Raw genomic sequence first — 26,438 nt, 5'->3', positions numbered from 1 at the left:
CTGCTCGCCGCCCAGCTGTCCATGAACTCCCCGGTGCAGGGGAGCTGCGTCCCGGCTGCCACGACCACCTCGGTAAACGGGTCCACCGAGGTGGTCCGGGCACGGTTCCAGCTCCCCTCGACCGCGGCACAGGGCCCGGCGACGTGGTACCTCGTCCGTCTGCACGTGGCGGCGGTCGTATCAGTCCGGGCGGGCGGCGGGGCCACGGTCTCGGCGGCGACGAACGGCCGCACCGCGGCGATGGTCGAGTTCACACCCACGGGTCAGGGCGTGGACTGGCAGACCGTGTCCATCGCCGAGCAGGGCCGGCACGGCCACGCGGCTGACGGCCACGCCGACGTCCTCATGTCCAACTACCTGCAGGTCAAGGGCGTCACCGGCGGCCTCAACACGCTGACGGTCGACGCGGACGTCTGGGGAGGCGCGCGCGTCGAACGGCTCCGCGTTCTCCCGGACACCTGTGTCGAGCAGACCGGGACGTCGCCGGAGACGCTTCAGGCGAAGGCTGGGCTGGAACCGGAGACGCCGGAAAGCGGTGCCGATTTCAACGTCAACGTGCTGGTGCGCAACGCCGGTACAAGGGACGTCCGGAACCTGCGCGTCATCATGACCCCGAGCGACGACGGGCTCGTCCCCCTGCGCGGCCACGAGCTGACCGCCGCCGAGATCCGCGGCGAGTGGAAGGGCTCGCTGCCCTTCCTGGCCGCGACTCCCGGCCGGCACTCCGTACGGCTCGACGTCGTGACACCGCTGTCGGGCCGGGTCGGCGGTACCGTCATCCCGATCGTGGTCGCACGGCCAGGCCGCGTCGGCCCTGCCTGGCCGCTGCTCGCCCTCGGAGTCTGCGTACTGGCCCTCGCCGGGCTCATCGCACGGAGGCTGTACGGCCGCCATCCCCGGGGCGGCTTTCGATCAGACTTCGGCTAGTTCGATCTCCAGGAGTTCGGCCAGGGCGCGGAGTTCGGGGACGCGGTGGCCGGTGCCGAGGGCCCAGTGGTGGGAGATGCCGGTGGCGCTCCAGGCGTCGGTCCACTCCCCCGGGTCGCGCCCGAAGTCGACGCGGGACGTGGTGTTGCCGATCTTCAGGTGCGGGCCGTCCACCGTGACGCCTTCCGAGGCAACGAACGCGAAGCGGCCGTCGCGGCCCTGCCGTACTCCGAAGGCCGTGACGGGACCGTGGGCGACGTCGAACTCGACCGACACGCCCCAGCCGCGCTTGCCGTGGAAGACCCCGAGGCCGCGCAGCAGCGGACGGCGGGAGCTGATGGCCAGGTGGGCGGGCCCGTCGTGGCCCATCTCGACGTGGCCGCGCAGGAAGTCCAGCGCCTGCAGCTCGGTGAACGAGCCGCCCGCGCCCAGCCTGTCCATGATCAACATGGCCAGCGAGGTGCGCAGCTCGTACTCCCCGGCGGCGGGGATGCCCCGCGCGGTCAGCAGTGACGAGCCGAGGATCATGCCCGCGCCCAGCCGCTCATGGATCTCGCCGTCGAGGCCGCGGTGGTAGTAGGCCAGGCTGTCGAGCCCGAAGTCGGCGACGAGCCGGTCCAGCCCCAAGCTCACCTGGGCGGCCCACTCGAAGTCGGCGGTGTCGACCGAGTCGTCCAGCGCGAACACCTCGCGCGTCAGGTCCATGCGCTCCTTGACCTCGGCGGAGGAGACCCGCTCCACCCGGACCCGCAGGTCGTCGAACTCCAGCACCTCGACGTGCCCGCCGAAGTTGACCGGGACCAGCGTCAGGTCGGTGGACACGTCGAGCATGCCGGGGTAGAGGTGGCCCATCAGCCCGTGCCGTCCCCTGCGCAGCGCGGCCCGCACGCCCGCGGCCTTCACCCAGCCCTCGATCCGCCGCCAGGCCCGCTCGTCCTCCAGGTAGCCGGAGACCGAGCGGAACGGGATGCCGGCGCGGATGAAGGTGTTGGCCATCTCGGGCAGCGGGCAGGCCCCGCAGTAGGCCAGCCACTGCCCGGTGTCGAAGGTGTCGTGGTCCATCGACTCGGTCGGCTGCAGGTTGATCAGCAGCACTGGCGCCCCCGAGCGCTGCGCCACGGGCAGCAGCATGGTGGCGGTCATGTAGGTGGTCAGGAACCCGACGATCAGGTCACATCCCGCCGCACGCAGCTTCTCCGCCGCGGCCGCGCCCTCCTGCGCGTCCGAGATGAACCCCACGTCGACGACCTCGCACCCGAGCTCGCCCATCCTCTCGGAGACCCGCGCGGCCGACCTTCGCAGCTGCGGCAGCAGGTCGGGAAACTGCGGCCAGTACGCACCGAGCCCCCCAGCGACCAGCCCGACCCGAGTGGGGATCGCCTTGATCCGTTCGAGCGTCATGAATCCTCTCCTTCCTTCCTGTACGGCGGGTCTTCCCGTGCGAGGGCCTTCTTGTGCGGAGCGTCTTCCTGTACGGAGCGTCTTCCTGTACGGCGGGCCGCGCCCACCCGCCGCCCGCCGCACTTCGGCCGAGGACCCGCGAGCGGCGCTTCCGGCGAGTCGGTGACGGTCGCCCGCCGCCACGGCGCCCGGAACCGGTTCGAGGGCGTCGAGCCGGTCCCAGGCAACGAACCCGGCCCGGCGGCGAGCCGATCCCGCTTGGGCCGGGCGACGGGCCAGGCGTCAACGGAGGAAGGCGGCGGCCACGCCCGCGTCGACGGGGATGTGGAGCCCTGTGGTGAGGGACAGGTCGCCGGCGGTGAGGGCGTAGACCGCGGCGGCGACGTGTTCCGGCAGGACCTCGCGCTTGAGCAGGGTGCGCTGGGCGTAGAACTCGCCGAGGCGCTCCTCCTCGACCCCGTAGACGGCCGCACGGTTGGCGCCCCAGCCGGAGGCGAAGATGCCGGACCCGCGCACCACGCCGTCGGGGTTGATGCCGTTGACCCGGATCCCGTGCTCGCCGAGCTCGGCGGCCAGCAAGCGGACCTGGTGCGCCTGGTCGGCCTTGGCCGCGCCGTACGCGACGTTGTTGGGCCCGGCGAAGACGGCGTTCTTGGAGGAGATGTAGATGACGTCGCCGCCCAGGCGCTGATCTATCAAGACGCGCGCGGTCTCGCGGGAGACCAGGAACGAGCCGCGCGCCATCACGTCGTGCTGCAGGTCCCAGTCGTCGAGCGTGGTCTCCAGGAGCGAGCGCGACAGCGACAGCCCGGCGTTGTTGACGACCAGGTCCAGGCCGCCGAAGGCCAGCACGGCCTGCCGTACCGCCTCGGTGACCTGCGCCTCGCCGGTCACGTCCACCCGGACGGCGACGGCGGCGTCCCTGGTCCCGATCTCGGCGGCGACCTTCTCTGCGGCGCCCAGGTCGCGGTCGGCGACGACCACGCAGGCGCCCTCGGCGGCCAGCCGGCGGGCCGTGGCCGCGCCGATGCCGGAGCCGCCGCCGGTGACCAGGGCGATGCGCCCGGCCAGCGGCTTCGGGTCCGGCAGGCGGCGGAGCTTGGCCTCCTCCAGCTCCCAGTACTCGATGCGGAACTTCTCTGCCTCGTCGATGGGCCGGTAGCTGGACAGGGCCTCGGCGCCGCGCATCACGTTGACCGCGTTGACGTAGAACTCGCCCGCCACACGGGCGGTCTGCTTGTCCTTGCCGAAGGTGAACATCCCGACGCCGGGCACGAGCACGACGGCCGGGTCGGCGCCGCGCATGGCGGGCGATCCCTCAACCGCGTGGTGCTGGTAGTAAGCCGTGTAGTCGGCGCGGTAGCGCTCGTGCAGCTCCTCCAGGCGCGCGATCGCCTGGTCGAGCGGCGCGTCGGGCGGCAGGTCGAGGACGAGCGGGGCGACCTTGGTGCGCAGGAAGTGGTCGGGGCAGGAGGTGCCCAGCGCGGCCAGGCGCGGGTGCTCGGCGCGGGAGAGGAAGTCGAGCACCTCCGGCGAACCGGTGTAGTGCCCCGCCAGCCGGGTTCCGGTCCGCGCGAAGGCGTCCGTGCTTGCCAGCCTGCGCAGCACGGGGAACAGCGCCGCCGCCCTGGCCAGCCGTACTTCTGCCGAAATTTCGGGATAAATCACTGGGCCGAACGGCTCCGGGCGGCCGTGCGCGGCGATGTACGCCTCGGCGGTCCGGATGATCTCCAGGGAGTTGGCCTGGCACTCCGCGCTCGTGGAGCCCCAGGCGGTGATCCCGTGACCGCCCAGGATGCAGCCGATCGCCGACGGATGCGCCGCCTTGACGGCCGCGATGTCCAGCCCGAGCTGGAACCCGGGCCGCCGCCACGGCACCCACACCACCCGGTCGCCGAAGATCCGCGACGTCAGCGCGGGGCCGTCAGATGCCGTGGCGATCGCGATCCCCGAGTCGGGATGCAGGTGGTCGACGTGCGCGGCGTCCACCAGCCCGTGCATGGCGGTGTCGATGGACGGCGCCGCCCCGCCCCTGCCGTGCAGGCAGTAGTCGAAGGCGGCCACCATCTCGTCCTCGCGTTCCACCCCCGGGTAGACCTCCACCAGCGCGCGCAGCCTGTCCAGCCGCAGGACGGCCAGCCCGGACTCGGTCAGCGTGCCCAGGTCGCCGCCCGAGCCCTTGACCCACATGAGCTCGACCGGCGCACCGGTCACCGGGTCGGTGCCATGGCCCTTGGCCGAGGCGTTGCCTCCCGCGTAGTTGGTGTTGCGCGGGTCGGAGCCGAGGGCGTGTGCCCGGTCGAGCAGCTCGTTCACAGTCACGCGCCCCATCCCGCCTGGCTGCCGCCGACCCGCTCCTCGACGACCTTGTCGAAGTAGCCGGACCCGGCGTAGGCGGCCATCGGGTCGGGGGCCAGGCCCATCTCCTCGCGCAGCTCAGCCAGCAGCGGGCGGACGTCGGTGTTGTAGGCGTCCATGAACACCGCGTTGGCGCCCAGCACGTCGCCCTCGCGCTGCGCGATGGCCAGCGCGTCGCGGTCGACCAGCAGCGCCTTGGCGGTGGCCTCCTGCACGTTCATCACCGAGCGGATCTGGCCGGCGATCTTGGGCTCGATGTTGTGGCACTGGTCGAGCATGAACGCCACGTCCTCGGTGTAGCCGCCGCCGCGCACCACCTCGAACATGATCCGGAACAGCTGGAACGGGTCGGCCGCCCCCACCATCAGGTCGTCGTCGGCGTAGAAGCGCGAGTTGAAGTCGAACCCGCCGAGCTTCCCCTCCCGCAGCAGGAACGCCACGATGAACTCGATGTTCGTGCCCGGCGCGTGGTGGCCGGTGTCGACCACCACCTGCGCCCTGGGCCCCAGCTTCACGCAGTGCGCGTAGGCGGTGCCCCAGTCGGGCAGGTCGGTCATGTAGAAGGCCGGCTCGAACAGCTTGTACTCCAGCAGAAACCGCTGCCCCTCGCCCAGCCGCTCGTAGACCTCGGCCAGCGACTCCGCCAGGCGGTCCTGGCGGGCGCGGATGTCGTCCTGGCCCGGGTAGTTGGTGCCGTCGGAGAACCAGAGCTTCAGCGTGTCGGAGCCGGTCTGGTCCATGATGTCGACGCACTCGAGCAGGTGGTCGGTGGCCTTCCTGCGCACCCCCGGGTCGGGGTTGGTGACGCTGCCCAGCTTGTAGTCGTCGTCCTGGAACACGTTGGAGTTGATCGCGCCGATGCCGACGCCCAGCTCGCGCGCGTGCCCGGCCAGGTCGCCGTAGTCGGCCACCCTGTCCCAGGGGATGTGCAACGCGACGGTCGGCGCCACGCCGGTGTATCTGTGCACCTGGGCGGCGTCGGCCACCTTCTCGTAGGGGTCCCTCGGCACGCCGCGCTGGGCGAACACCTTGAAGCGCGTGCCCGAGTTGCCGAAGGCCCACGACGGCAGCTCGATGTGCTGGCGGCGCAGTTCGTCCTTGACCATGTGCTCCTCAATCCAGGTGGAAAACTTCGCCGAGCCGGATCAGTCCCTCGTCCGGGCGGCCGACCTCGAAGAACTCCGCCATCTCGGCCTGCCACCTGCCGTTCACCTCGGTGGCGGCCATCGCCTGCTGGGCCTTGGCGAAGTCGTCGGTCTCCAGGTAGCCGACCAGCAGCCCATCCGGCTTCAGGAAGAGGGAGTAGTTCTGCCAGCCCGCCTGCCTCAGCGCGTCGAGCATCTCCGGCCACACGGCGCGGTGGCGTTCCTTGTACTCCTCCAGGCGCTCCCGCTTGACCTGGAGGAGGAAACAGACACGTTCCAGAGCACTCATACGCCCTCCGAGGCAACAAACGTTTTAATCGGATGCCCACGCAATCTAGATGGTGTTTCCGGGACCGTCAACGGGGCTTGGCGGGCCCATCGTTGTTACGTTTTAATCAGAGGATGCGATTCATCGCGGTTGACCTGGGCGCCTCGAGCGGGCGCGTGATGCGGGCCGACGTGACAGCCGGCGGGATCGAGCTGGCCGAGGTGCACCGGTTCCCCAACCGGCCGGTCCGGGTCGCGGGCACCCTGCACTGGGACGTCCTGGCCCTGTATCGGGGCGTGCTGGACGGGCTGCGCAGGGCGGGCCGGGCCGAGTCGGTCGGGATCGACTCGTGGGGCGTCGACTACGGGCTGCTGGACGACGGAGGCAGGCTGATCGGCAACCCCGTACACTACCGGGACGGGCGCACCGCGGACGTCACCGGGCGGGTGGATCCCTACGAGGTCACCGGGCTGCAGTTCCTGCCGTTCAACACGGTCAACCAGCTCCTCAGGGAACGCCTCGGCCAAGCCGGGACACTGCTGATGATCCCGGACCTGCTGGGGTACTGGCTGACCGGCGAGAAGGCGGCCGAACCGACCAACGCCTCGACGACCGGCCTGTTCGACGCGACCCGCCGCCAGTGGGCCACCGGCCTGATGGAGCAACTGGGGCTGGATAAGCGGATATTTCCGGCTTTACGGCACCCCGGGGAAGGAATCGGACGCTTCCGTGACGACGTCGCCGAGGAGGTCGGCTACCAGGCCGTGCTGACAGCGGTGGGCTCGCACGACACCGCCTCCGCGGTGGTCGCCGTGCCCGCGGCGACCAGGGACTTCGCCTACATCTCCTGCGGCACCTGGTCCCTGGTCGGCGTCGAGCTCGACGCCCCGGTGCTGACCGAGGACAGCCGCCTGGCCAACTTCACCAACGAGGCCGGCGTCGACGGCACGGTCCGCTACCTGCGCAACGTGATGGGCCTGTGGATCCTGCAGGAGTGCCTGCGCGCCTGGGGCGACCCCGACCTCGAACCGCTCCTGGAGGCCGCCGAGCACGCCACCACGCAGACGGTCATCGACCCGGACGACCCGTCGTTCCTGCCGCCCGGCGACATGCCCGCGCGCATCAGCGCGTACTGTGCGCGCACGGGGCAGGCGGCGCCGGACAGCCTGCCGCAGGCCGTACGATGCATCCTGCAGAGCCTCGCCCTGGCCTACCAGCGAGCCGTCGCCGACGCCGTGCGGCTCAGCGGCCGGAAGGTCGAGGTCGTGCATCTGGTCGGCGGTGGATCGCGCAACGCCCTGCTGTGCCGGCTGACGGCCGAGGCGACGGGGCTGCCCGTGGTGGCCGGCCCCGTGGAGGCCGCCGCGCTGGGCAACGCGCTGGTCCAGGCCAGGGCGCGCGGCTTGGTCGGCGACCTGCCGCAGATGAGGGAGCTGGTACGGCGCGGCGCAGGGGTGCGGATTTGGGAGCCGAGATGACGACGGTGAGCATCAAGGACGTCGCGGCCAGGGCGGAGGTGTCCCCCGGCACGGTGTCCAACGTGCTCAACCGGCCGGAGAAGGTGGCCGCGGCCACCCGCGAGAGGGTCGAGGCGGCCATCCGCGAACTCGGCTTCGTGCGCCACGGGTCGGCCTCGACACTGCGGGCCGGGCACAGCAGGACCGTGGGGCTGTCGGTGATCGACATCGGCAACCCGTTCTTCACCGACGTGGCCGCCGGGGTGGAGGACGTGGCCAGCGAGCTCGGCTACGCCGTCATCCTGGGCAACTCGGCGGGCAGCCGGGCCAAGGAGGAGCGCAACCTGCTGGTCTTCGCCGAGCAGCGGGTGCGCGGCGTCCTGATCACGCCCTCGGACCAGGACCCGCTACGGCTGGACCGGCTGCGCGAGCGCGGCATCTGCGTGGTGCTGGTCGACCATCCGGCCGATCGGGCCGACCAGTGCTCGGTCGCCGTCAACGACGTGACCGGCGGCGCGACGGCCATGGCCCACCTGCTGCGGGGCGGCGCCGACCGCATCGCCTACGTCACCGGCCCCGCCACGATGCGCCAGTGCCAGGACCGGCGGCGCGGCGCCGAGCGGGCGTTGACCGCCGCCGGGCGCGACCCGCAGACGCTGCAGGAGGTGGCGATGCCCGCGATGACGGCCAGGTGCGGGCAGGAGGCCGCCGAGAAGCTGCTGGCCCAGGGCGCGCTGCCGGACGCGCTGTTCTGCGCCAACGACCTGCTCGCCCTCGGCATGCTGCGCGGCCTGCTGCAGGCGGGCGTGCGGGTGCCGGACGACGTGTCGCTGATCGGCTACGACGACATCGACTTCGCCTCGGCCTCCACGGTGTCGCTGACCTCGATCAGGCAGCCCACCTACCAGCTGGGCCGGGTGGCCACCGAACTGCTGCTGGACGAGTGCGACAACCCGGACACGCACGCCCATCAGCAGATCATGTTCCAGCCCGAACTCGTCGTGCGGGAATCCACGCGATAAGTTGCGAATCATGTCGAATGGTGTACGTCACGCTCTCGGAGTGGTCGCGGGGCTGCTCCTCACCCCCCTGATCGTCGCAGGCTTGACGTACGGCGTCGGCTCCGCCTCGACGGAGATGGCGAGGACCTTACGTCCCCCCTGGCTGGGGTTCGGGCTCCTCGCGCTCACCGCGATCGCGCTGGCCTTCCTGCTCGGCTCGCGAATCTCGCCGATCGCCTCGCTCATCAGCGGGCTGGTCTTCAGCGCGCTCGGGATCACGCCACTGATCGAGATGACCGGCGTGCGGATCCTGCCCGACGATCTGCTGTCCAGCATGGTGGGCATCGGCCTGCAGACGCTGGACTACTCGGGCTTGATGCTGGTGCTCGGTGTCACGATGCTGACGGTGTCGGCCTTCCCGTCGCGCTGGCGCTCGTCCCGGCCGGCCGTACAGCCTCCAGTCCCTTACGGCGGGCAGTCCCCGTACGGCGGGCCGCCGCCCTACCCGCCGGGCCCGCCCCACCAGCCCCACAACCAGCCCCACCACCAGCCCCAGAACCAGCCCCGGAACCCGCTCGCGCCCGAAGACGCCACGCGGCCGATGCAGCGCGAGTGAACGCGGCGGCGACTGAAAGAATGCCGCCATGCGCGACACACGGATCGTCGATTTCCTCTCCCAACTGGCGGACCACACCCCCGCCCCGGGCGGCGGCGCCACCGCGGCGCTGCACGCCGCCCAGGCCGCGGCGCTGCTCGGCATGGTGGCCCGCTACAGCTGCGGCGACAAGTACGTGGCCCACGCCGAGACGGTGGTTGGCGTGATCGCCGAGACCGACACGCTGCGGACCCGGGCCCTGCGGCTGGCCGAGGAGGACGCGGCGGCCTTCACCGCGGTGGCCGACGCCTACCGGATGCCCAAGGGCGACGAGCGCGGCGCGGCCATCGCGGCGGCGCTGGTGGGCGCTGCCGAGCCGCCCGCCAGGGTGCTGGAGACCGCGATCAGGCTGGTGGAGCTGAGCGAGGTGCTGCTGCCGATCGGCAACCGCAACGTGGTGACCGACGTGGCCGCCGCGGCCGAGGCGGCCAGGGCGGCACTGACCACCGCACGGGTCAACGTGGAGGTCAACCTGCGCGGGATCAGGGACGAGCAGGCGCGCGAGAAACTGCGGATCCGGCTGTCGGGCGTGGACGCCGCGGTGGCCAGGGCCGACTGGGTGACCGCCGAGGTACGCGAGGAGATCAACGCATGACGCTGTCGATGCCGGGCAAGGAGCTGTCGGCCGCCATCCGCGCCTCGATCACGGGCGGCGCGCGGCTCGCCGTCGTGGTGGCCACCGAGGACGAGGCGGCACTGTGGTACGTGCGCTCGATCGCCAAGGCGGCGGCCGCTGTCGGCATCGCCTGCGACATCGTGGAGCCCGGGCCGGAGGCGGGCGAGATCAGGGCGACGCTGGAGCGGCTCAGCGCCGATCCCGGCGTGCACGGGGTGATGTTGCAGACGCCGCTGCCGGGCGGCGCCCGGCTGCAGGATCTGGCCTCGGCCATCGACCCGGCCAAGGACGTGGACGGCGCCAACCCGCTGTCGCTCGGGCGGCTGGCGGCGGGGCTGCCCGCCTTCGCGCCTGCCACCGCGGGCGCAGTGATGGCGCTGCTCGACCACTACGAGGTGCCGCTGGAGGGCAGGCGAGCGGTCGTGGTGGGCCGTTCGACCGTGGTCGGCAAGCCGCTGGCGCACCTGCTGCTGGACAGGAACGCCACGGTGACCGTCTGCCATTCGCGCACCAGGGACCTGCCGTCCGTCACCGCGGAGGCCGACGTGCTGGTGGCGGCCGTGGGGCGGGCCGGGATGATCGGGGCGGAGCACGTCAAGCCCGGTGCGATCGTGATCGACGTGGGCACCAACCCGACGCCCGAGGGTGGGCTGGCTGGCGACGTGGACGCCGCCGCGGTCGAGGGCCGGGCGGGCGGACTGACGCCGGTGCCGGGCGGCGTCGGGCCGGTGACGACCGCGGTGCTGCTCAGGAACGTGTCGCTGGCGGCCACGTGACCCTGTGGACCTGTCCGCGGTGCGACAGGGAGTTCGCCAAGGCCCGGCAGTCGCACACGTGCGTGCCGGGCATCACGGTCGAGCAGGTGTTCGCGCCCTGGCCGGCCGAATACCGGGAGATCTACGACCGGCTGCTCGACCACCTCGGCCCGGTGCACGAGGACGCGGTGGGCGTGGGCGTGTTCCTCAAGAGCGCGCGCAAGTTCGCCGAGGTGCGCCCGAAGGCGCGCAGCCTGTCGCTGATGCTGGTGCTCCCCCGGTCGATCGCGCACCCGCTGCTGGCCAGGAGCTTGCCCGGGGGCGGCGGGCAGGCCTACCACTTCTTCAAGCTCACCCGTCCTGAGGACGTGGACGAGCAGATCCTCGACTGGCTGGCGGAGGCCTACGATGCGTGACGTCCTGATCGTCCAGAACAGCACCACCGGCGGCCCCGGCCGCTTCGGCGCCTGGCTGGAGGAGTACGGCCTGCGGACCGACGTGGTGGCCGCCCACGAGGGCGTGGCGCTGCCCGAGCGGCTCGAGCACGACGCCCTGATCATGCTGGGCGGCGGTTACCTGCCGGGTGAGGACGAGCGGGCGCCGTGGCTGGCCGGGGTCCGGTCGCTGACCGCCCAGGCGCTCGCGGACGGCACGCCGTACTTCGGGATCTGTCTTGGTGGGCAGCTGCTGGCGCAGGTGGCGGGCGGCGAGGTGACGGGGAACTCGGGCGAGCCTGAGAACGGCAGCACGCCGATCACGTTCCTGCCAGAAGCGGACAAGGACCCGCTGTTCCACGGCCTGCCCGAGGTGGTGCCCGCCATCGAGCACCACAAGGACGCCATCACCGCGCTGCCGCCCGGCGCGGCGTGGCTGGCGCGCAGCGAGCGCTGCCCGTACCAGGCGCTGCGGGTGGGCGAGCGGGCGTGGGGCGTGCAGTTCCACCCGGAGGTGCTGCCGGAGCGCGTGCTGCAGTGGCAGGTGGACGGCTTCGACCCCGGCGAGCTACACGCGCGGGCCGTGGCCGACGAGCCGGTCTCGACTCCGGTGTGGCGCGAGGTGGCGGCCCGCTTCGCGGCGGTGGTTCAGGAGGCGTAGGCGTCGTAGCCGAGCTTGACCGCGACGGCCAGGCCGCACGCGGCGGCCAGGTAGCGCAGGCCCTGGCCCGGCACCCGGCGCGCGATGGCGGGGCCGATCCAGCCGCCGAGCAGGAAGCCGGCGGCCAGGGGCAGGGCGGCGCCCCAGTCGACGGGGCCGAACAGCGCGAAGCCGATGGCGGCCACGCAGTTGGCCAGGCCGGACAGCACGTTCTTGAGGGCGTTGACGTGCGCCGCCGACCGCTCGATCACCGTGGACAGGACGGCGAACATGAGGATGCCGCCCGCCGCGCCGAAGTAGCCCACGTAGACGGCCACGGCGAACAGCGCCAGGCGCATCAGCAGGCCGTGCTCGCTGTGCCTGCCGGTCCGGGGCGGGCGCACGAGCAGCAGCGAGGCGCCGGCGATCAGCCAGGGCGCGATCTGCTCGAACGTCCGTGAGGGCGTGACCAGCAGCAGCGCGGCCCCGGCGGCGCCGCCGAGCGCCGTGATCCAGCCCAGGCGCAGCACCCGCGGGCCCTGGCCGGCCAGCTCGGGCCGGGATCCGGCGGCGGCGCCCACGGCAGTGAACATCAGCGCGACGGTGTTGGTGACGTTGGCCGTCAGCGGCGGCAGCCCGAAGGCCAGCAGCGCCGGGTAGGAGACGATCGAGGCGAGGCTGACCACGGTGCTGACCACGCCGGCGGCCACGCCCGCGGCCAGCAGTCCCGCCATCTCCCCGACGATCACCCCCGCCATGCTAGGCCGCCGCCGTTCGCCGGCGGCGGGCGGGTCAGCGTTTGGATACGCGCTTGGACGCCACCGCCTGTCGCGGTGGACAACGCGGCGGCCCGGCCGTACCAAGGGAAGATGGAGGTCACGATCGTCGGTGCGGGCCTGGTCGGGTGCCTGCTGGCCTGCTTCCTGGCGCGGCGCGGGCACTGCGTGACGCTGTACGAGCGGCGGCGGGATCCACGCGAGGCGGGCGCCGACCGGGGCAGGTCGATCAACCTGGCGATCTCCGAGCGGGGCATCGACGCGCTGCGCAGGCTCGAGCTGGAGCGGGAGGTGCTGGCCGCGGCGATCCCGATGCCGGGCCGGATGATGCACGCGGTCGACGGGACGCTGAGCTTCCAGCCCTACAGCGCGGACCGGCGGCACGCGATCAACTCCATCGGCCGGGCCGAGCTGAACCTGCGCCTGCTCGAGGCCGCGCAGCTGCCCGGCGTACGGGTGCGTTTCGGCCAGCGGCTGACCGCGCTGGACGAGCGGACCGGGCGGCTGGAGTTCGCCTCGGGGCTGGTGGAGAAGGCGCAGGTGGTGATCGGGGCGGACGGCGCCTTCAGCGCGGTCAGGGCGCGGCTGCAGCAGCTGCCGGGGGTGGACTTCAGCCAGGAGTATCTCGACTACGGCTACAAGGAGCTGACGATCCCGGCGCGCGGCGGCGAGTTCGCGATGGAGCCGGGGGCGCTGCACATCTGGCCGCGCGGCAGATCCATGATGATCGCGCTGCCGAACCCGGACAGGTCGTTCACCTGCACGCTGTTCTGGCCGCACGAGCAACTGGCGGCCTTCGACCAGGCGGCCTTCCGCGCCGGCTACCCGGACGCGTTCGCGCTGATGCCGGACCTGGCGGCCGACTACCGGCGCAACCCGGTCGGCCACCTGGTCACGATGAGCTGCTCGCCGTGGCACGTGACCGGCGAGGCGATGACGGCCGGGCTGATCGGCGACGCCGCGCACGCGATCCTGCCCTTCTACGGCCAGGGCGCCAACTGCGGCTTCGAGGACTGCGTCGAGCTGGACCGCTGCCTGGACGAGACGGGCGACGACTTCCCCCGCGCGCTGGCACTGTTCCAGCGGCGCAAGGCCGACACCGACGTGATCGCCCGCCTGGCGCTGGACAACTTCGTGGAGATGCGCGACAAGGTGGGCTCCAGGGCGTTCCTGGCCCAGAAGCGGATCGAGCACGCGCTGGAGCGCGCCCTGCCCGGCCGTTACGTGTCGCAGTACGAGCTGGTGTCCTTCTCCACCACGCCCTACGCCGAGGTGGCGCGCCGCGTCGCACGCCGGCACCGCCTGGCCGCGGGCGCCGCGGGGCTGGCGGCCGGTGCGGGCCTGCTCGCCGCCGCCTGGCTGGCGCGCCGCCGCCACCACTAGGTCTGGTGTGTACGGCGGGCCTCGCGGAGACTGGGTCCATGCTCGCGTACTCCAGCGCCACAGCCGAGACGCCCCTGCTCGGCGAGACCATCGGAGAGAACCTCGAACGCACCATGGCCCGTTTCGGCGAGCGGGAGGCGCTGGTGGACGTGCCCACGGGCCGCCGCTGGACCTACGCCCAGCTCAACGCCGACGTCGACCGGCTGGCGCTCGGTCTGATGGGTCTGGGCGTGGCCAAGGGCGACCGGGTCGGCATCTGGGCGCCCAACTGCGCCGAATGGATGATCGTCCAGTACGCCACCGCGAAGATCGGCGCGGTGCTGGTCAACGTCAACCCGGCCTACCGCGCCCACGAGCTGGCCTACGTGGTCAAGCAGTCGGGCATGAAACTGCTGATCAGCGCCGTGACGCACAAGGGCGGCGACTACCGCGCGATGGTCGGCGAGATCGGCTTCGCCGACGCGATCTTCCTGGGCGACCCGGCCTGGGACGCGCTCCTGCGGGGCGGCGGCGACCCGGGCGCGCTACGCGAGCGGATGGCGGGGCTGGCCTTCGACGACCCGATCAACATCCAGTACACCTCGGGCACCACCGGCTTCCCCAAGGGCGCCACGCTGTCGCACCACAACATCCTCAACAACGGCTTCTTCGTCGGCGAGCTCATCCACTACACCGAGGCCGACCGGGTCTGCCTGCCGGTGCCCTTCTACCACTGCTTCGGCATGGTGATGGGCAACCTGGGCGCCACCTCGCACGGGGCGTGCGTGGTCATCCCCTCCCCCGGCTTCGACCCGGCCGCGACGCTGCACGCCGTACAGCAGGAAAGGTGCACGTCGCTGTACGGCGTGCCGACGATGTTCATCGCCGAGCTGGCCATCTCCGGCGGCTTCGACCTGTCGAGCCTGCGGACCGGGATCATGGCGGGGTCGCCGTGCCCGGTGGAGGTGATGAAGCGGGTCGTCGCCGAGATGAACCTGCGCGAGGTCGCGATCTGCTACGGCATGACCGAGACCTCCCCGGTGTCGACCATGACCCGCTCCGCCGACGGGCTGGCGCGCAGGACCGAGACGGTCGGCCGGGTCATGCCGCACGTCGAGGTCAAGATCGTGCACCCGGAGACGGGACTGACCGTGCCGCGCGGCGAGCCCGGCGAGCTGTGCACCCGCGGCTACTCGGTCATGCTCGGCTACTGGGACGAGCCCGGCAAGACGGCCGAGGCCATCGACGCGGCCCGCTGGATGCACACCGGCGACCTGGCCACCATGGACGACGACGGCTACGTCAACGTGGTCGGCCGGATCAAGGACATGGTCATCAGGGGCGGCGAGAACATCTACCCGCGCGAGATCGAGGAGTTCCTCTACCGCCACCCGGACATCGCCGACGTGCAGGTCATCGGCGTGCCCGACGAGAAGTACGGCGAGGAACTGATGGCGTGGGTGGTCATGCGGCAGGGCGCCGAGCCGCTGACGGCCGAGGCGGTGCGGGAGTTCTGCGCGGGCAGGCTGGCCCACTACAAGATCCCCCGCTACGTGCACGTGGTGGACGGCTTCCCGATGACGGTCACCGGCAAGATCCGCAAGGTCGAGATGCGCGAGCGGGCGGCGGCGCTGCTCAACTCCGAAGGTGGAGTTTGAACCCGTAGAGCCCGGCGCCGCCCACGCCGAACAGGCGGGTGCCGCCCGGAGTCCACGCGCACCGGTCCAGGCGCTCCTCCACGTGGATCGACGCGATGATCGCCTCCTCCGCCACGTCCCAGACGTGCAGCAGGCCCCTGTTCGTGGTGACGGCCAGCCACGAGCCGAACGGCCCCGCGGCCAGTCCGTTCACCTCCCCGCCGGGCACCTGGAACTGCGCGAGCTCGAGCCCCACGGGGTCCCACAGCCGCACCGCGCCGTCCTTAGCGCCCGTGGCCAGCCAGCGGCCGTCCGGCGCGACGGCCACGGCGTCGGCGCCGGGCAGCGCGCACCGCAGCTCCCAGGTGCCGGTGTCCCACAGGCGCACCTGCTCCCGTCCGCCGCAGGCCACCCAGGAGCCGTCCGGAGCGATGGCCAGTTGCCTCCAGCCGTCGTCCGGGCATGACAGGCGGGCCACCTGGACGCCGTGCCTGCGCCAGATCACGACCGCGTCGTCGTTGCCCACGGTGGCGATCCAGTCGCCGCCCGGGGAGATCGCCACCGCGTGCGTCCGGTGGTGGGCGGGGGCGATGAGCGTCACTATGCCGCTCATGGTGAGCACCCGCAGGTTGCCGTCCTGGCCGGTGGCCGCCAGCCACGTCTCGTCGGGTGAGATGGCGACGGAGCTGCACGGGGTGGCCTCCAGGATCGTGCGGGGCTGGCTGCCCTCGTCGTCCCACAGGGTCACCCCGTCCGTCCCGGCGGTGGCGATCAGATCTCCGCGCGCCCCCACGGCGATCGACCACAGGGGGCGGCGGCGCAGGTGCTCGTCGGGCCTGGGCAGGCCGTCCTCGCGCTCCCACACCTTGATCACGCCGTCGTAGCCGGCGCCGGCCAGCCACGTCCCGTCGGGGCCGATCGCGACGTGCCGCACCAGCCCGCCGGCGCGGACGGAGCGCGGGCGGCCGTCGAGCGGCTGGATGGCGAGGCCGCCATGGGCGGGGCCCGCCACCCACGTGCCGTCCGGGGCGATGGTGATCGCGCCGTAGAGGTCGTCGGCGGGGATCGTGCCCGCGGGCGTGCCGTCCGGGCGCCACAGGCGCAGCGGGCCGTCGTCGTCGTGGATCACCAGCAGGTCGCGCCACGGGTGGGCGGCGGACCCCCCGACGTCCCGGCCGTGGTTGCCGCGCAACGTGCCGCCCCAGGTGAGGATCTGCACGCCGGAGCCCCGCGGCCCGTTGACCGCCACCCACGCGCCGCCCGCACCGATGCCCAGGTTCGCCGGGTATCCGATCTCCGCCTCGCCCTGCCACAGGAGCGTCCCGTCCGGGCGCCAGGCCATGACCCCGTTCGCGATGGTCGCCGTGACCAGCCAGGCACCGTCGGGGGCGATGGCCACTTCCCTGATCAGCTGCCCCTCGTGGTCGATCGTGGCCGTGGGCGTGCCGTCGGGGCTCCGGACCGTGACCACGTCCTCGGAGGCCGTCACCAGCCAGCTGCCGTCCGGCGCCACGGCCACGGCGTCGACGCCGTCCTGGTCCGCCTGGAACTCGGTCCTGATGGTCCCGTCAAGGTTCCAGAGCGTGACCTTGCCCTCGGCGTCGCCCGTGACCAGCAGGCCGGGACCCGCCGCCATGACCTCGGCGCCGTCGAGCCCGGCGCGCCACGAACGCCGCAGCGACTCGGCCGGCAGGTCGGGCGGTTCCCACAGGCACTCGAGCCACGGCCGGCCCGACTCCCGCAACAGCTCGCGCAGATCGCCCGCCACCGGCGAGACCGGATGCAGCCGCCCGGCCAGCGTGGCCGCCAACGTGTTCGGCAGCCCCTCACGGGCCTCCGCCAGCAGCGCCGCGCTCTGGGCGAGGGTACGGCGCAGCCTGCGCGCCAGCGGAGACCCCGCCAGCGCCAGGTCCTGTTCGAGGAAGGCGGGCGGATGGCTGCCGAGCTTGGAGACGATCCAGCCGGCTCCGCAGACCAGGTCCGCCACGTGCCCGCCGGTCCCCGCCAGCAGCCTCGGCAGGTGGACGGCCAGGTAGACGCGCTCGGCCTCGGTCAGCCGCTCCCACGGATGCTCGACCAGGGCCTCCACCAGCGCTCGGCCGGCGCGCAGCGCACCTTCCCCGCCGAGCGCCTGCGTCAGGTAGGCCATGACGGGATCGGGCACCACCAGCACGTCGTCGTGGAAGGACGGCCGCAGCAGGCCCAGGGCGCTCAGGCCCGCCAGCGTCAGCTCCGACTCGACTTCGGACAGGTCCGCGGTCTGCCGCCACAGCAGGCGGATCATGCCGGCGGGCACGTGCCCGTCGGCGGCGAACACGCCGAGCTCGACCAGGCGCTCCACGCTGCCGGGCGTTCCGAGCCCGGCCAGGCCGACCGCCAGCACCTGGCGCACGGCCGCCGCCCGCTGCCCGGCGTCCCCCGCGTCGGTCAGGGGCGGCTGTGCCGTACCCAGGGCCGAGCTCAGCGCGGACAGCAGGGGCCAGCCCCGCGCGGGCAGTGGCACCCGCACGATCTCGGCCTCGGCCGGGAGTGCGGCGGCGGATCTGGCCGTCAGTAGCGTGCGTGCCTCCGGCGCCAGCTCGAAGGCCGAGGGCCGGATGGGATGCCGGTGCAGGCCGTCGAAGACGACGAGCACGTCGCCGGGCTCCTCGCCGAGCACGTCCTGCCCCGTCGAGCGGATGAGGCCGTCGGAACCGATGGCGAACCAGAAGACGCCGCCGGAGTAGTGCCGGGCGACACGCGGGTCTTCGCATGCGGCTCTGGCCAGAGTCGTCGTGCCCGCGCACTCCAGGCCGTCGATCTCGGGGACCACGGCGACGACGTCGGCCTCGCCCGAGATCAGCGCGGTCACCAGGCGGTCGAGCTCGGGCCCGTGGTCGATCTGCTCGTAGATCTGCTCGTCCATGCGTCCCCCTTCCAGCCGTAGGACGATCGACGCGCGAGTCGGGTTCCTGGCGTGGACGCGCGGTGTTCAGCCGTCGTTCGCCGGAGCCCTGTAGAGGTGGCGGGTGTACTGGCGTGGGGTGCCGCCGCTGGCGGCGTTGGGGGTCGGGCTGGCGGGGGTGACCGTTCCGTCGTTCTGGCGGGACGAGTCGGTCAGCGCGGCGGCGGCGCGGATGCCGTGGGATCGGCTGTGGCGGCTGCTGGGGTCGATGGACGCGGTCCACGGGCTCTACTACCTGCTGCTGCGGCCGCTGGTCGCCGTGTTCGGGGTGGGCGAGGTGGTGCTGCGCCTGCCGTCCGTCCTGGCCATGGCGGCCACCGCGTACGGCGTGTGCCGCATCGGCGAGCGGCTGGCCGCGCTCCGGGTCGGGATCGTGGCGGGGCTGGCGTACGCGCTGCTGCCGATCGTCAGCAGGTACGGGCAGGAGGCCCGCTCCTACGCGCTGGTCAGCGCGGTGGCGGTGCTGGCCACCTGGCTGCTGCTCGACCTGGTGGAAGGCGGCGGGTGGCGGGTGTGCCTGGCCTACGGCGGGTCGCTGGCGCTGCTCGGCTGGCTGCACCTGTACGCGCTCCTGCTCGTGCCCTCCCACCTGGCGACCGTGCTCTGGCGGCCCTCGGATTCCGGCTCGGCCCGCGGGCTGTGGCCGGGATCCGGATCGGCACCTGTGCGGCGGTGGGCGGTGGCCGTGGCGGGGGCGGTGGTGGCGGTGCTGCCGCTGGCCTTGGTGGCGGTGCACGAGCAGCGGCAGGTGGCCTGGCTGCGGACGCCCGGGGTGATGCGGCTGGCCGGGTTCGCCTATCGGGTGGGCGGGAGCTGGGTGGCGGTGGTGTTCCTGGGCGGGCTCGGGCTGGCCGGGGTCGTGGTGGCCGCCCGGTCGGAGCGGGCGCTGCTGCGGGTGGCGCTGCCGTGGGCGGTGCTGCCCGTGGCGTTGTCGTTCGCGATCTCGCAGGTCCATCCCGTCTACAGCCCGCGGTACGTGCTGTTCTGCGTGCCCGGGTTCGCGCTGCTGCTGGGAGCGGTGGCGGGGGTCGCGGTTCCCGGCGGGCGGTGGCGGTGGGCGGCGCCGGCGGCGCTCGTGCTGCTCGCCGTACTGGTGCTGCCCGCGCAGGTGGCGCTGCGGCGGCCCGACAGCAGGCCCGACAACCTGCGCGCGATGGCGGGCACGCTCGCGGCGCAGGAGCGGCCGGGCGACGGGGTGCTGTTCGTGCCGCGGCCGTTCCGGTTGTTCGTCGGGGTGTACGAGGCGCCGCTTCGGGTGCTGCACGACATCACCTACGCGCGGGGACCGTTCCTGCGGCAGGCCGACCGGCTGCGGCGGATCTGGATGGTCTCCCCGCCGCACCGTCACTGGGCCGGCGACCGGCGCTGCCAGGAGCTGCTGCACGATCCGCTGTTCCGCGTCGCGACCAGCGAGACGATCGGGCGGATCCGGCTCACGCTGTTCACCCACACCTGAAGTGTGGCGACTGTCACGTTGCCTTATTGGCATTCAGTCTAAAAGATCGGGCCATGGCCGATCTTCCCCAGTCCGCGGTCGCCCGTACCGCCAAGCTCGCCGCCCTGCCTCTCGGATACGCCGGCCGTACCGCCCTCGGGCTGGGCAAGCGCGCCTTCGGCAAGCCCGCCGAGCTCATCGCGACGGAGGTGCAGACCCGCACCGCCGAGCAGATCTTCAAGGTGCTCGGCGAGCTCAAGGGCGGCGCCATGAAGATCGGGCAGCTGCTGTCGGTGCTGGAGTCGGCGCTGCCGCCCGCGGTGATCGGGCCCTACCGGGCGGCGCTGACCAGGTTGCAGGACTCGGCGCCACCGATGCCCGCCACGACCGTGCACCGGGTGCTGGCCGAGGACTTCGGCGACGGCTGGCGCGAGCACTTCGCCTCCTTCGACGACGAACCGGCCGCCTCCGCCTCGATCGGGCAGGTGCACAGGGCCGTGTGGGCCGACGGGCGGGCGGTCGCGGTCAAGGTCCAGTACCCGGGCGCGGCCAAGGCGCTGACCGGCGACCTCAAGCAGCTCGGCCGGGTGGCCAAGCTGTTCGGCGTGCTGCTGCCCGGCCTGGACGTGCGCTCGTTCGTGCAGGAGCTGCAGGATCGGGTGGCGGAGGAGCTGGACTACGGCTGGGAGGCGCAGGCCTGGCACGCCTTCGCCACCGAGTACGCCGACGACCCCGACTTCGCGATCCCGCCGGTGGTGGCGGCCTCCGAGCACGTGATCGTGACCGAGTGGCTGGAGGGCACGCCGCTGTCGCAGGTGATCGCGGACGGGCCGCAGGAGCTGCGCGACCGGGCGGCGCTGCTGCTGGTGCGCTTCTCCTTCTCGGCGCCGACCAGGGCCCGGCTGCTGCACGCCGACCCGCACCCGGGCAACTTCAGGATGACCGCCGACGGGCGGCTCGGCGTGCTGGACTTCGGCGCGGTCAAGCAGTATCCGGACGGTCACCCGCCGGCGGTCGGGCCCATGCTGCGCTACGGCGCGGCCGGCGACATCGAGCGGGTGGCGGAGGTCTTCCGCCAGGAGGGCGTGATCCGGGAGGGCGTCGCGGTGGACATGGACGCGCTCGCGTCCTTCGTCCGGCCGTACGCCGAGCCGATCTCGGTGCCGGAGTTCACCTTCACCCGCGACTGGATGCGGGAGCGCGGGCTCTATATGTTCGGCGACGGGACCAGCATCTTCCGCTCGCTCAACGTGCCGCCGGACTACGTGATGAGCTTCCGCGTCCTGACCGCCGGGTACGGCCTGCTCAGCCAGTTGCGGGCCACCGCCCCCTTCCGCGCCGAGGCCGTTCGCTGGATCCCCGGCTTCACCGACGAGGGCTAGCGGCGCTGCAGGGCGTCGGCGATGGCCAGGGCGGTGGTGCGCCAGATCGGGGCGGTGGGAGTGATGACGGCGAAGTGGTCGCCTGACATCTCCAGGTAGGTGAGGTCGTCGCCGGCGTCGCGGGCCGCGCGGGCGTAGCGGCGGCTGAAGTCCACCAGGTCCAGGTCGTCACCCGTGCCCTGCACCACGAGCTGGCGCACCTTGAGCGGGAGGCGGAGCAGGGGGCTGGCCTCGCCGTACAGCCTGGCGTCGCCGTCGTGGCCGCCGCCGAGCGCGGCGGCCACCGCGCCGGAGCTCATCCAGCGGCGGTCGGCCTCCACCAGGTCCAGCACGCCCGCCAGGGAGACGGCCAGCGCGACCCTGGCGCCGTCGGCCGCGGCCCTGAGCGCGAGCTGCGCGCCGGCCGAGTGGCCCACCACGCCCACGCGGTCGAGGTCGAGCGCGCCGTCGCCCGCCTCGGACAGCGCGCCGAGTCCCGCGGACAGGTCCTCGGTGGTGGCGGGCCAGCCGTGCAGGTCGGGGCGGCGGTACTCCAGGTTCCACACCGCGAAGCCGCGCTCGACGAGGTCGACGGCCAGCGCGTCCATCAGGTCGGCGGCCCAGATGGCCCGCCAGTAGCCGCCGTGCACCAGCGCGACCACCGGGTGCGGCCCCGGCTGCGGGGGCAGGCGCAGCTCGCCCCACTGGTCGGGGTGCGCGCCGTAGGAGATCCGCTCGGCCGGATGCCGGTGGCGGTGCACGGCGTGCCTGATCGCCCAGGTGAGCCCGCCGATGCCGCGCCCGTGCAGGTGGGCGGCGCCCTCCCCGACGTTCACCCCGTCGTGGCGGTCGAGGTCGAGCCAGACGACCGGGCCCAGCGGCTCCTCCATCACGCCCCTGGCCTCGGGACCGGGGATCACCACCGGCAGCCCGTCAGGGGCGGCGCAGCGTTGCCCGATCTCGGCGGCGTCCTTGGCGTGCACGAGCGACCCGCGGATCCCGCAGGCCGCGAACTCCCGCTCGGCGACCTCCCTGAGCAGCACCTCGTCTGCCACGACCCCGGGACCAACGATCACCCGCACGTCCGTCATGTCCCCGACAGTACTCCCAAGACCATCTATTCACCCCTGCGCCCGAAATTTCTTGATCCAATTGTGCGGCGGCTACCGTGGAGGGGTGATCTCGATCGAGGAGGCGGAACGCGTCCAGGAGGAGCTGCGGGCGCGGGTCGAGCTGGACGGGCCCGCGAGCTTCGCGCTGGTCGCCGGGCTGGACGTGCACTACCACGGCGACGCCCTGGAGGCGGCCGCGGTCGTGTTCGACGCGCAGGGCAAGCGGGTCGACCAGCGGGTGGTGCACGGCAGGCCCGAGTTCCCCTACGTGCCTGGGCTGTTCGCCTTCCGTGAGGTGCCCGCGCTGATGAAGGCGCTCGAAGGGCTGTCGGTCACGCCCGACCTGCTGATGTGCGACGGGTACGGCCTGGCCCATCCGCGGCGGTTCGGCCTGGCGTGCCACCTGGGCGTGGTGACCGGGCTGCCGGCGCTCGGCGTGGGCAAGACCCACTTCGTGGGCGAGTACCGGGATCCGGCGGCGCGGCGCGGGTCATGGACGCCGATCGTGATGGACGGCGAGGTGGTCGGCCGCGCCCTGCGCACCCAGGACGGAGTCAAGCCGGTCTTCGTCTCCCAGGGCCACCGGATCAGCCTCGACGCGGCCTGCGAGCAGGTGCTGCGCCTGTCGCCCTACTACCGGCTCCCCGACCCCATCCGCGCCGCCGACCACCTCGCGCGCCACGGCGACTAGCCGGTCAGCTCGCGCGGCGCGGCGAGCAGGCCCAGACCAGCAGCCAGACGCTCAGGCCGAAGATCGCCATGCCCAGCGGCACGTGCACCAGCACGACGCCAGACCCGCCCAGCGCCGACTGCGCGAACCCGGTCAGCAGCACCACGAGCGCCGTCAGCGCCGGCCAGCCGGGCCCGCGCCCCGAGCGCCACAGCAGCACGGCCACGACGAGCTGGATCAGCCCGAGCACGTGCACGACCAGCGCCCCTGCGCCGTGCAGGCCCGAGGCGCCGCCGCTGAGCAGCATCCCGGCGCTCACCGCCTGCACCAGGACGGCCAGCGTGTTGACCACGGTGACGGCCTTGAACGCGGTCAGGTACCCGCTCCCCTTGGCGACCTGGGTAACCACTGGACTCTCCTTCGCTCGCGTGAAAACCCAGCATCTTGCCGGGCGAGGAAGGGGGCATCCGCCCGGCGTCGCGATCCGATCTACATCAGCGGGCGTACAACCGCTCCAGTACGACGGCCACGCCGTCCTCGTCGTTGCTGAGCGTCCTGTTCGGGACGGACTCCAGGACCAGCGGGTGCGCGTTGGCCATGCCGTACGGCAGGCCCGCGTAGGCCAGCACGGCCAGGTCGTTGGGCATGTCGCCGAAGGCCACCACATCCTGGGGCGCCAGGCCGCGCTCGGCGCACAGCAGGGCCAGCGTGCCCGCCTTGGTGACGCCGGCGGCGCTGATCTCCAGCAGGCCTGTGCCGCCGGAGTGGGTGATCTCGGCCTGGCCGTCGACCGCGGCCAGCGCCACGGCGAGCATGTCGTCCGCGGTGTGGCCGCGCGACCACGCCATCAGCTTGACGATCGGCTCCCCGCTGTCCCACAGGCTGTCCAGGCCGGGCAGGTCGCGCCGGTACTCCTGGTCGAAGAGCAGGATCCGGTCGTAGGCGGGCTCGGCCAGGACGTTCCACCCGGTCTCCACGGCGAAGCCGACTCCCGGCATGGTCTCGCTCAGCAGCATGGCGACCTTGGCGGCGACGGCCGGATCGAGGGTGCGGGACGTGACGATCTCGCGGGTGGCTGTGTCGTAGACGATGGCGCCGTTGCTGCAGACCGCGACCCCGCCCTCGCCGGTCTGCGGGGTGATGCGGTCCACGCCGCGCGGCGGTCTGGCGGTGACGAACACGATCTCCGCTCCGGCGGCGCGGGCGAGGTCGAGGGCGCGGCGGGTGCGGGGGGTGATCGATCCGGTCGAGTCGAGGAGGGTTCCGTCCAGGTCCGTGGCCACGAGGCGAGGAGAAGTCACTCCCCTATTATCCAGTTTCGTGACCAAACCTCCCCGTCCGAACGATCGTGTCCCCTCTATCCTCAGGTTCGCCACGGAGCTGGTGGCCTGGGTGGCCACGCCGTGGGCGCTCGCGCCGGTCTCGGTGCCGCTGGCCGTACTGTCGGTGATCGTGCTGATAGGGCTGCCGACCGTGCTGTCGACGCCGGGCGACAAGAGCAACGTGATCGTCGCCGTGCCCGGGTGGGTGACGATCGGGCTGGTGCTCCTGCAGCTCGTCGCGGCCGTGTGGGCGTCGTGGACCGCCTGGCACCCGATCGTGGCGGTCGTGGTGACGGCGATGGCGCTGGCCACGCTGGTCACCGAGCGTGCCCGCTGGAGGTGGCTGCTCGCGCCCGGCTAATCCAGGCTCAGCAGGCCTTCCCTGGCCTCGTGGGAGCCTTCGAGGGCGGCTCGGACCACGTCGAGCACCAGCTCCAGCGTCTGCAGCGAGTCGGCGCCCGTCACCTTCCGCTCGTGCTCCCAGCCGTCCAGCCCGTCGATGCGGTACGGGCACGACCACTCGCCGTTCGCCTCTTCGTACGGCAGGCCGATCGTGACCGTCACCTCTGCGGGCGGGTCGGTACGCAGCGGTAGCGTGCGCTGCGCAATTTCGTACATGTCTGGTGATCTACCCACCCCGCGTGCGCTGAAAGACTGGGGGTGTGTCGGTGACAGACCAGACGATCCAGCGGCTGAAGCGGTCGATCGTGACGGGCGAGTTCGAGCCGGGCCGGCGCCTGCCGACCGAGCGCGAGCTGGCCGTCAGGCTCGGCGTGTCCCGCAACACGCTGCGCGAGGCGATCAGGGCGCTGACGCTCGGCGGGATCCTGGAGGCGCGCCAGGGATCGGGCACTTATGTCAGCAGCCTGGCGCCCGGGCGGTTGCTCGACTCCTTCTCGCTGCTGATCGAGGCGTCGCAGGATGCCACGGTGCTGGACCTGCTGGCCGTACGCAGGGTGCTGGAGGTGGAGGCGGCGGGTCTGGCTGCGGCGCGCGCCACGGACGAGCAGCTGGCCGAGCTGGCCGGCTGCCTGGAGGCGATGCGGTCCGCGCCGGTCGAGGCGGACGTCCGCTTCCACGAGACGGTCGCCGCCGCGGCGGGCAACCCGGTGCTCGCGGCCCTGATCCAGGCGCTGGGCGGCCGTGCCCTGCGCGAGCGCGTACGGCGAGGCCACCCCGCCGGGCAGGCCGGCGGCCACGAGGCGATCTACGAGGCGATCCGGGATCGGGACCCTTCGCGGGCGGCCGCGGCGATGGCAACCCATATCGGCCTGGTCGAATCCTTCCTCCGTACGGCTTCCGCGGACTAGTCTGCCTACGTTTTCACGAGGGGGCACAGTGATGAATGAGTCGTTCGGGACACGGTTGCGGGCCAGGCTGGACAAGTTCGGCCCGCTGTGCGTGGGCATCGATCCGAGCCCTGACCTGCTGACGGCCTGGGGACTGGATGATTCGCCCCCCGGGCTCGAGCGCTTCAGCCGCACGGTGGTCGAAGCCGTCGGCGACCTGGTGGCGGTGGTCAAGCCGCAGTCGGCCTTCTTCGAGCGCTGGGGCAGCCGCGGCATCGCCGTGCTCGAGCAGGTCATCGCCGACCTGCGCGAGGCGGGCACGCTGGTGCTGCTGGACGTCAAGCGCGGCGACGTCGACACGACCATGGCCGCCTACGCCGAGGCGTACTTGGACCAGGGCAGCCCGCTGGCGGCCGACGCCATCACGGTCAGCCCGTATCCGGGGTTCGAGTCGCTCGCGGGCACGATCACCTCGGCCCTGGCCAACGACGCCGGGCTCTTCGTCCTGGCACGCACCTCGAACCCGGAGGCCACCTCCCTGCAGACCCTGGTGGCGGACCAGATCGTCGCGGGCGCGACCGCGGCCAACGCCGGCCACGCGCCCTTCGGGCCCGTCGGCCTGGTCGTCGGCGCCACCCTGCCGTCGCTCGACCTCGACCTGACGGACCTCAACGGCCCCATCCTCGCGCCCGGCCTGGGCGCGCAGGGCGGCTCCCCCGCCGACGTGGGCCGCCTCTTCGCCCAGGTACAGCACGCCGTCATCCCCTCGGTCTCCCGCGCCGCACTCGCGGACCCGGCCAAGATCCGCACCACCACCATGCGCTACCGAGACGACTGCCAGACCCACCTCGCCCCGTAGGAGCTCAGGCGAAC

General features: G+C 72.6%; 26 protein-coding genes. 16 read left to right on the top strand and 10 right to left on the bottom strand.

All coding sequences use genetic code 11. The features are described 5' to 3' along the window. The first annotated feature begins 90 nt into the window (after positions 1-90). On the top strand, positions 91-927 hold the full coding sequence (locus ACIBHX_RS25495) for a hypothetical protein (protein ID WP_397069740.1): 837 nt from the start codon (positions 91-93) through the stop codon (positions 925-927). Here ACIBHX_RS25495 and ACIBHX_RS25490 read toward each other — a convergent pair. The 4 genes from ACIBHX_RS25490 to ACIBHX_RS25475 form a co-directional block, all read right to left on the bottom strand. Beyond that, a complete protein-coding gene (locus ACIBHX_RS25490) occupies positions 913-2,328 on the bottom strand; it encodes an arabinose isomerase (RefSeq protein ID WP_397069739.1) in 1,416 nt (471 codons plus the stop codon). The genes ACIBHX_RS25495 and ACIBHX_RS25490 overlap by 15 nt on opposite strands. 282 nt (positions 2,329-2,610) lie before the next feature. Continuing rightward, a complete protein-coding gene (locus tag ACIBHX_RS25485; protein WP_397069738.1) occupies positions 2,611-4,650 on the bottom strand; it encodes a bifunctional aldolase/short-chain dehydrogenase in 2,040 nt (679 codons plus the stop codon). Further along, positions 4,647-5,792: an L-rhamnose isomerase gene (gene rhaI, locus ACIBHX_RS25480; RefSeq protein WP_397069737.1), complete on the bottom strand. Its 1,146-nt coding sequence runs from the start codon at positions 5,790-5,792 to the stop codon at positions 4,647-4,649. Before rhaI ends, ACIBHX_RS25485 begins: the two co-directional genes overlap by 4 nt. A gap of 7 nt (positions 5,793-5,799) precedes the next feature. After that, positions 5,800-6,111, bottom strand: coding sequence for an L-rhamnose mutarotase (locus ACIBHX_RS25475; protein ID WP_397069924.1), 312 nt, complete (start codon positions 6,109-6,111; stop codon positions 5,800-5,802). Between the two features lie 122 nt (positions 6,112-6,233). On the opposite strand from ACIBHX_RS25475, the gene ACIBHX_RS25470 reads away from it, so the two are divergent. Genes ACIBHX_RS25470 through ACIBHX_RS25440 form a run of 7 tightly spaced genes read left to right on the top strand, consistent with a single transcriptional unit; the run spans position 6,234 to position 11,678 of the window. After that, complete coding sequence (locus ACIBHX_RS25470; RefSeq protein ID WP_397069736.1) at positions 6,234-7,577, top strand: rhamnulokinase family protein; 1,344 nt, start codon at positions 6,234-6,236, stop codon at positions 7,575-7,577. Then, positions 7,574-8,578 carry a LacI family DNA-binding transcriptional regulator gene (locus ACIBHX_RS25465; RefSeq protein WP_397069735.1) on the top strand — a complete coding sequence of 335 codons (1,005 nt, stop codon included), beginning with the start codon at positions 7,574-7,576 and terminating at the stop codon, positions 8,576-8,578. The genes ACIBHX_RS25470 and ACIBHX_RS25465 overlap by 4 nt, the downstream gene beginning before the upstream one ends. A gap of 10 nt (positions 8,579-8,588) precedes the next feature. Next, positions 8,589-9,173: a hypothetical protein gene (locus tag ACIBHX_RS25460; RefSeq protein ID WP_397069734.1), complete on the top strand. Its 585-nt coding sequence runs from the start codon at positions 8,589-8,591 to the stop codon at positions 9,171-9,173. 28 nt (positions 9,174-9,201) lie between these two features. Beyond that, on the top strand, positions 9,202-9,807 hold the full coding sequence (locus ACIBHX_RS25455) for a cyclodeaminase/cyclohydrolase family protein (protein ID WP_397069733.1): 606 nt from the start codon (positions 9,202-9,204) through the stop codon (positions 9,805-9,807). Beyond that, positions 9,804-10,604 carry a bifunctional 5,10-methylenetetrahydrofolate dehydrogenase/5,10-methenyltetrahydrofolate cyclohydrolase gene (locus tag ACIBHX_RS25450; RefSeq protein WP_397069732.1) on the top strand — a complete coding sequence of 267 codons (801 nt, stop codon included), beginning with the start codon at positions 9,804-9,806 and terminating at the stop codon, positions 10,602-10,604. The genes ACIBHX_RS25455 and ACIBHX_RS25450 overlap by 4 nt, the downstream gene beginning before the upstream one ends. After that, positions 10,601-10,999, top strand: a complete 399-nt coding sequence (locus ACIBHX_RS25445) for a DUF5655 domain-containing protein (RefSeq protein WP_397069731.1) — start codon at positions 10,601-10,603, stop codon at positions 10,997-10,999. The genes ACIBHX_RS25450 and ACIBHX_RS25445 overlap by 4 nt, the downstream gene beginning before the upstream one ends. Then, entirely contained in the window at positions 10,992-11,678 is a 687-nt protein-coding gene (locus ACIBHX_RS25440; RefSeq protein ID WP_397069730.1) for a type 1 glutamine amidotransferase, read from the top strand. The genes ACIBHX_RS25445 and ACIBHX_RS25440 overlap by 8 nt, the downstream gene beginning before the upstream one ends. Here ACIBHX_RS25440 and ACIBHX_RS25435 read toward each other — a convergent pair. Further along, entirely contained in the window at positions 11,666-12,406 is a 741-nt protein-coding gene (locus ACIBHX_RS25435; RefSeq protein WP_397069729.1) for a sulfite exporter TauE/SafE family protein, read from the bottom strand. The genes ACIBHX_RS25440 and ACIBHX_RS25435 overlap by 13 nt on opposite strands. A gap of 120 nt (positions 12,407-12,526) precedes the next feature. Here ACIBHX_RS25435 and ACIBHX_RS25430 point away from each other — a divergent pair, with 120 nt between their 5' ends. Further along, the gene (locus ACIBHX_RS25430) at positions 12,527-13,816 is read left to right on the top strand and encodes an FAD-dependent oxidoreductase (protein ID WP_397069728.1); all 1,290 of its coding nucleotides are present in this window, start codon (positions 12,527-12,529) and stop codon (positions 13,814-13,816) included. Positions 13,817-13,854: 38 nt separating this feature from the next. Continuing rightward, positions 13,855-15,453, top strand: a complete 1,599-nt coding sequence (locus ACIBHX_RS25425; protein ID WP_397069727.1) for an AMP-binding protein — start codon at positions 13,855-13,857, stop codon at positions 15,451-15,453. On the opposite strand, the gene ACIBHX_RS25420 is transcribed toward ACIBHX_RS25425, so the two are convergent. After that, positions 15,431-18,337 (bottom strand): hypothetical protein, encoded by a 2,907-nt coding sequence (locus ACIBHX_RS25420; RefSeq protein ID WP_397069725.1) that lies wholly within the window; start codon positions 18,335-18,337, stop codon positions 15,431-15,433. The genes ACIBHX_RS25425 and ACIBHX_RS25420 overlap by 23 nt on opposite strands. A 103-nt stretch (positions 18,338-18,440) precedes the next feature. Here ACIBHX_RS25420 and ACIBHX_RS25415 point away from each other — a divergent pair, with 103 nt between their 5' ends. Beyond that, the gene (locus ACIBHX_RS25415; protein WP_397069724.1) at positions 18,441-19,832 is read left to right on the top strand and encodes a glycosyltransferase family 39 protein; all 1,392 of its coding nucleotides are present in this window, start codon (positions 18,441-18,443) and stop codon (positions 19,830-19,832) included. A 53-nt stretch (positions 19,833-19,885) separates the two neighbouring features. Next, complete coding sequence (locus ACIBHX_RS25410; protein WP_397069723.1) at positions 19,886-21,193, top strand: ABC1 kinase family protein; 1,308 nt, start codon at positions 19,886-19,888, stop codon at positions 21,191-21,193. On the opposite strand, the gene ACIBHX_RS25405 is transcribed toward ACIBHX_RS25410, so the two are convergent. After that, on the bottom strand, positions 21,190-22,263 hold the full coding sequence (locus ACIBHX_RS25405; protein ID WP_397069721.1) for an alpha/beta hydrolase family protein: 1,074 nt from the start codon (positions 22,261-22,263) through the stop codon (positions 21,190-21,192). The genes ACIBHX_RS25410 and ACIBHX_RS25405 overlap by 4 nt on opposite strands. A gap of 85 nt (positions 22,264-22,348) precedes the next feature. Here ACIBHX_RS25405 and ACIBHX_RS25400 point away from each other — a divergent pair, with 85 nt between their 5' ends. Continuing rightward, on the top strand, positions 22,349-22,975 hold the full coding sequence (locus tag ACIBHX_RS25400) for an endonuclease V (protein ID WP_397069719.1): 627 nt from the start codon (positions 22,349-22,351) through the stop codon (positions 22,973-22,975). Positions 22,976-22,979: 4 nt separating this feature from the next. Here ACIBHX_RS25400 and ACIBHX_RS25395 read toward each other — a convergent pair whose 3' ends face one another. Both ACIBHX_RS25395 and ACIBHX_RS25390 read right to left on the bottom strand, forming a co-directional pair. Beyond that, the gene (locus ACIBHX_RS25395) at positions 22,980-23,363 is read right to left on the bottom strand and encodes a hypothetical protein (RefSeq protein WP_397069717.1); all 384 of its coding nucleotides are present in this window, start codon (positions 23,361-23,363) and stop codon (positions 22,980-22,982) included. 85 nt (positions 23,364-23,448) lie between these two features. Next, entirely contained in the window at positions 23,449-24,255 is an 807-nt protein-coding gene (locus ACIBHX_RS25390) for a Cof-type HAD-IIB family hydrolase (protein WP_397069716.1), read from the bottom strand. 19 nt (positions 24,256-24,274) lie between these two features. Between ACIBHX_RS25390 and ACIBHX_RS25385 the strand changes: the two genes are divergently transcribed. Next, on the top strand, positions 24,275-24,637 hold the full coding sequence (locus tag ACIBHX_RS25385) for a hypothetical protein (RefSeq protein ID WP_397069715.1): 363 nt from the start codon (positions 24,275-24,277) through the stop codon (positions 24,635-24,637). Here ACIBHX_RS25385 and ACIBHX_RS25380 read toward each other — a convergent pair. Then, on the bottom strand, positions 24,634-24,894 hold the full coding sequence (locus ACIBHX_RS25380; RefSeq protein WP_397069714.1) for a DUF6968 family protein: 261 nt from the start codon (positions 24,892-24,894) through the stop codon (positions 24,634-24,636). The genes ACIBHX_RS25385 and ACIBHX_RS25380 overlap by 4 nt on opposite strands. A 50-nt stretch (positions 24,895-24,944) precedes the next feature. Here ACIBHX_RS25380 and ACIBHX_RS25375 point away from each other — a divergent pair, with 50 nt between their 5' ends. Both ACIBHX_RS25375 and pyrF read left to right on the top strand, forming a co-directional pair. Continuing rightward, on the top strand, positions 24,945-25,586 hold the full coding sequence (locus ACIBHX_RS25375; RefSeq protein WP_397069713.1) for a FadR/GntR family transcriptional regulator: 642 nt from the start codon (positions 24,945-24,947) through the stop codon (positions 25,584-25,586). A gap of 31 nt (positions 25,587-25,617) precedes the next feature. Next, complete coding sequence (pyrF, locus tag ACIBHX_RS25370) at positions 25,618-26,424, top strand: orotidine-5'-phosphate decarboxylase (RefSeq protein ID WP_397069712.1); 807 nt, start codon at positions 25,618-25,620, stop codon at positions 26,422-26,424. Positions 26,425-26,438: the final 14 nt, after the last annotated feature.

The sequence above is a fragment of the Nonomuraea sp. NPDC050536 genome, assembly GCF_044457685.1.
GTDB lineage: Bacteria > Actinomycetota > Actinomycetes > Streptosporangiales > Streptosporangiaceae > Nonomuraea.
The sequence above is the reverse complement of the archived record's forward strand: the minus strand, read 5'-3'. Positions and strand labels throughout refer to the sequence as shown.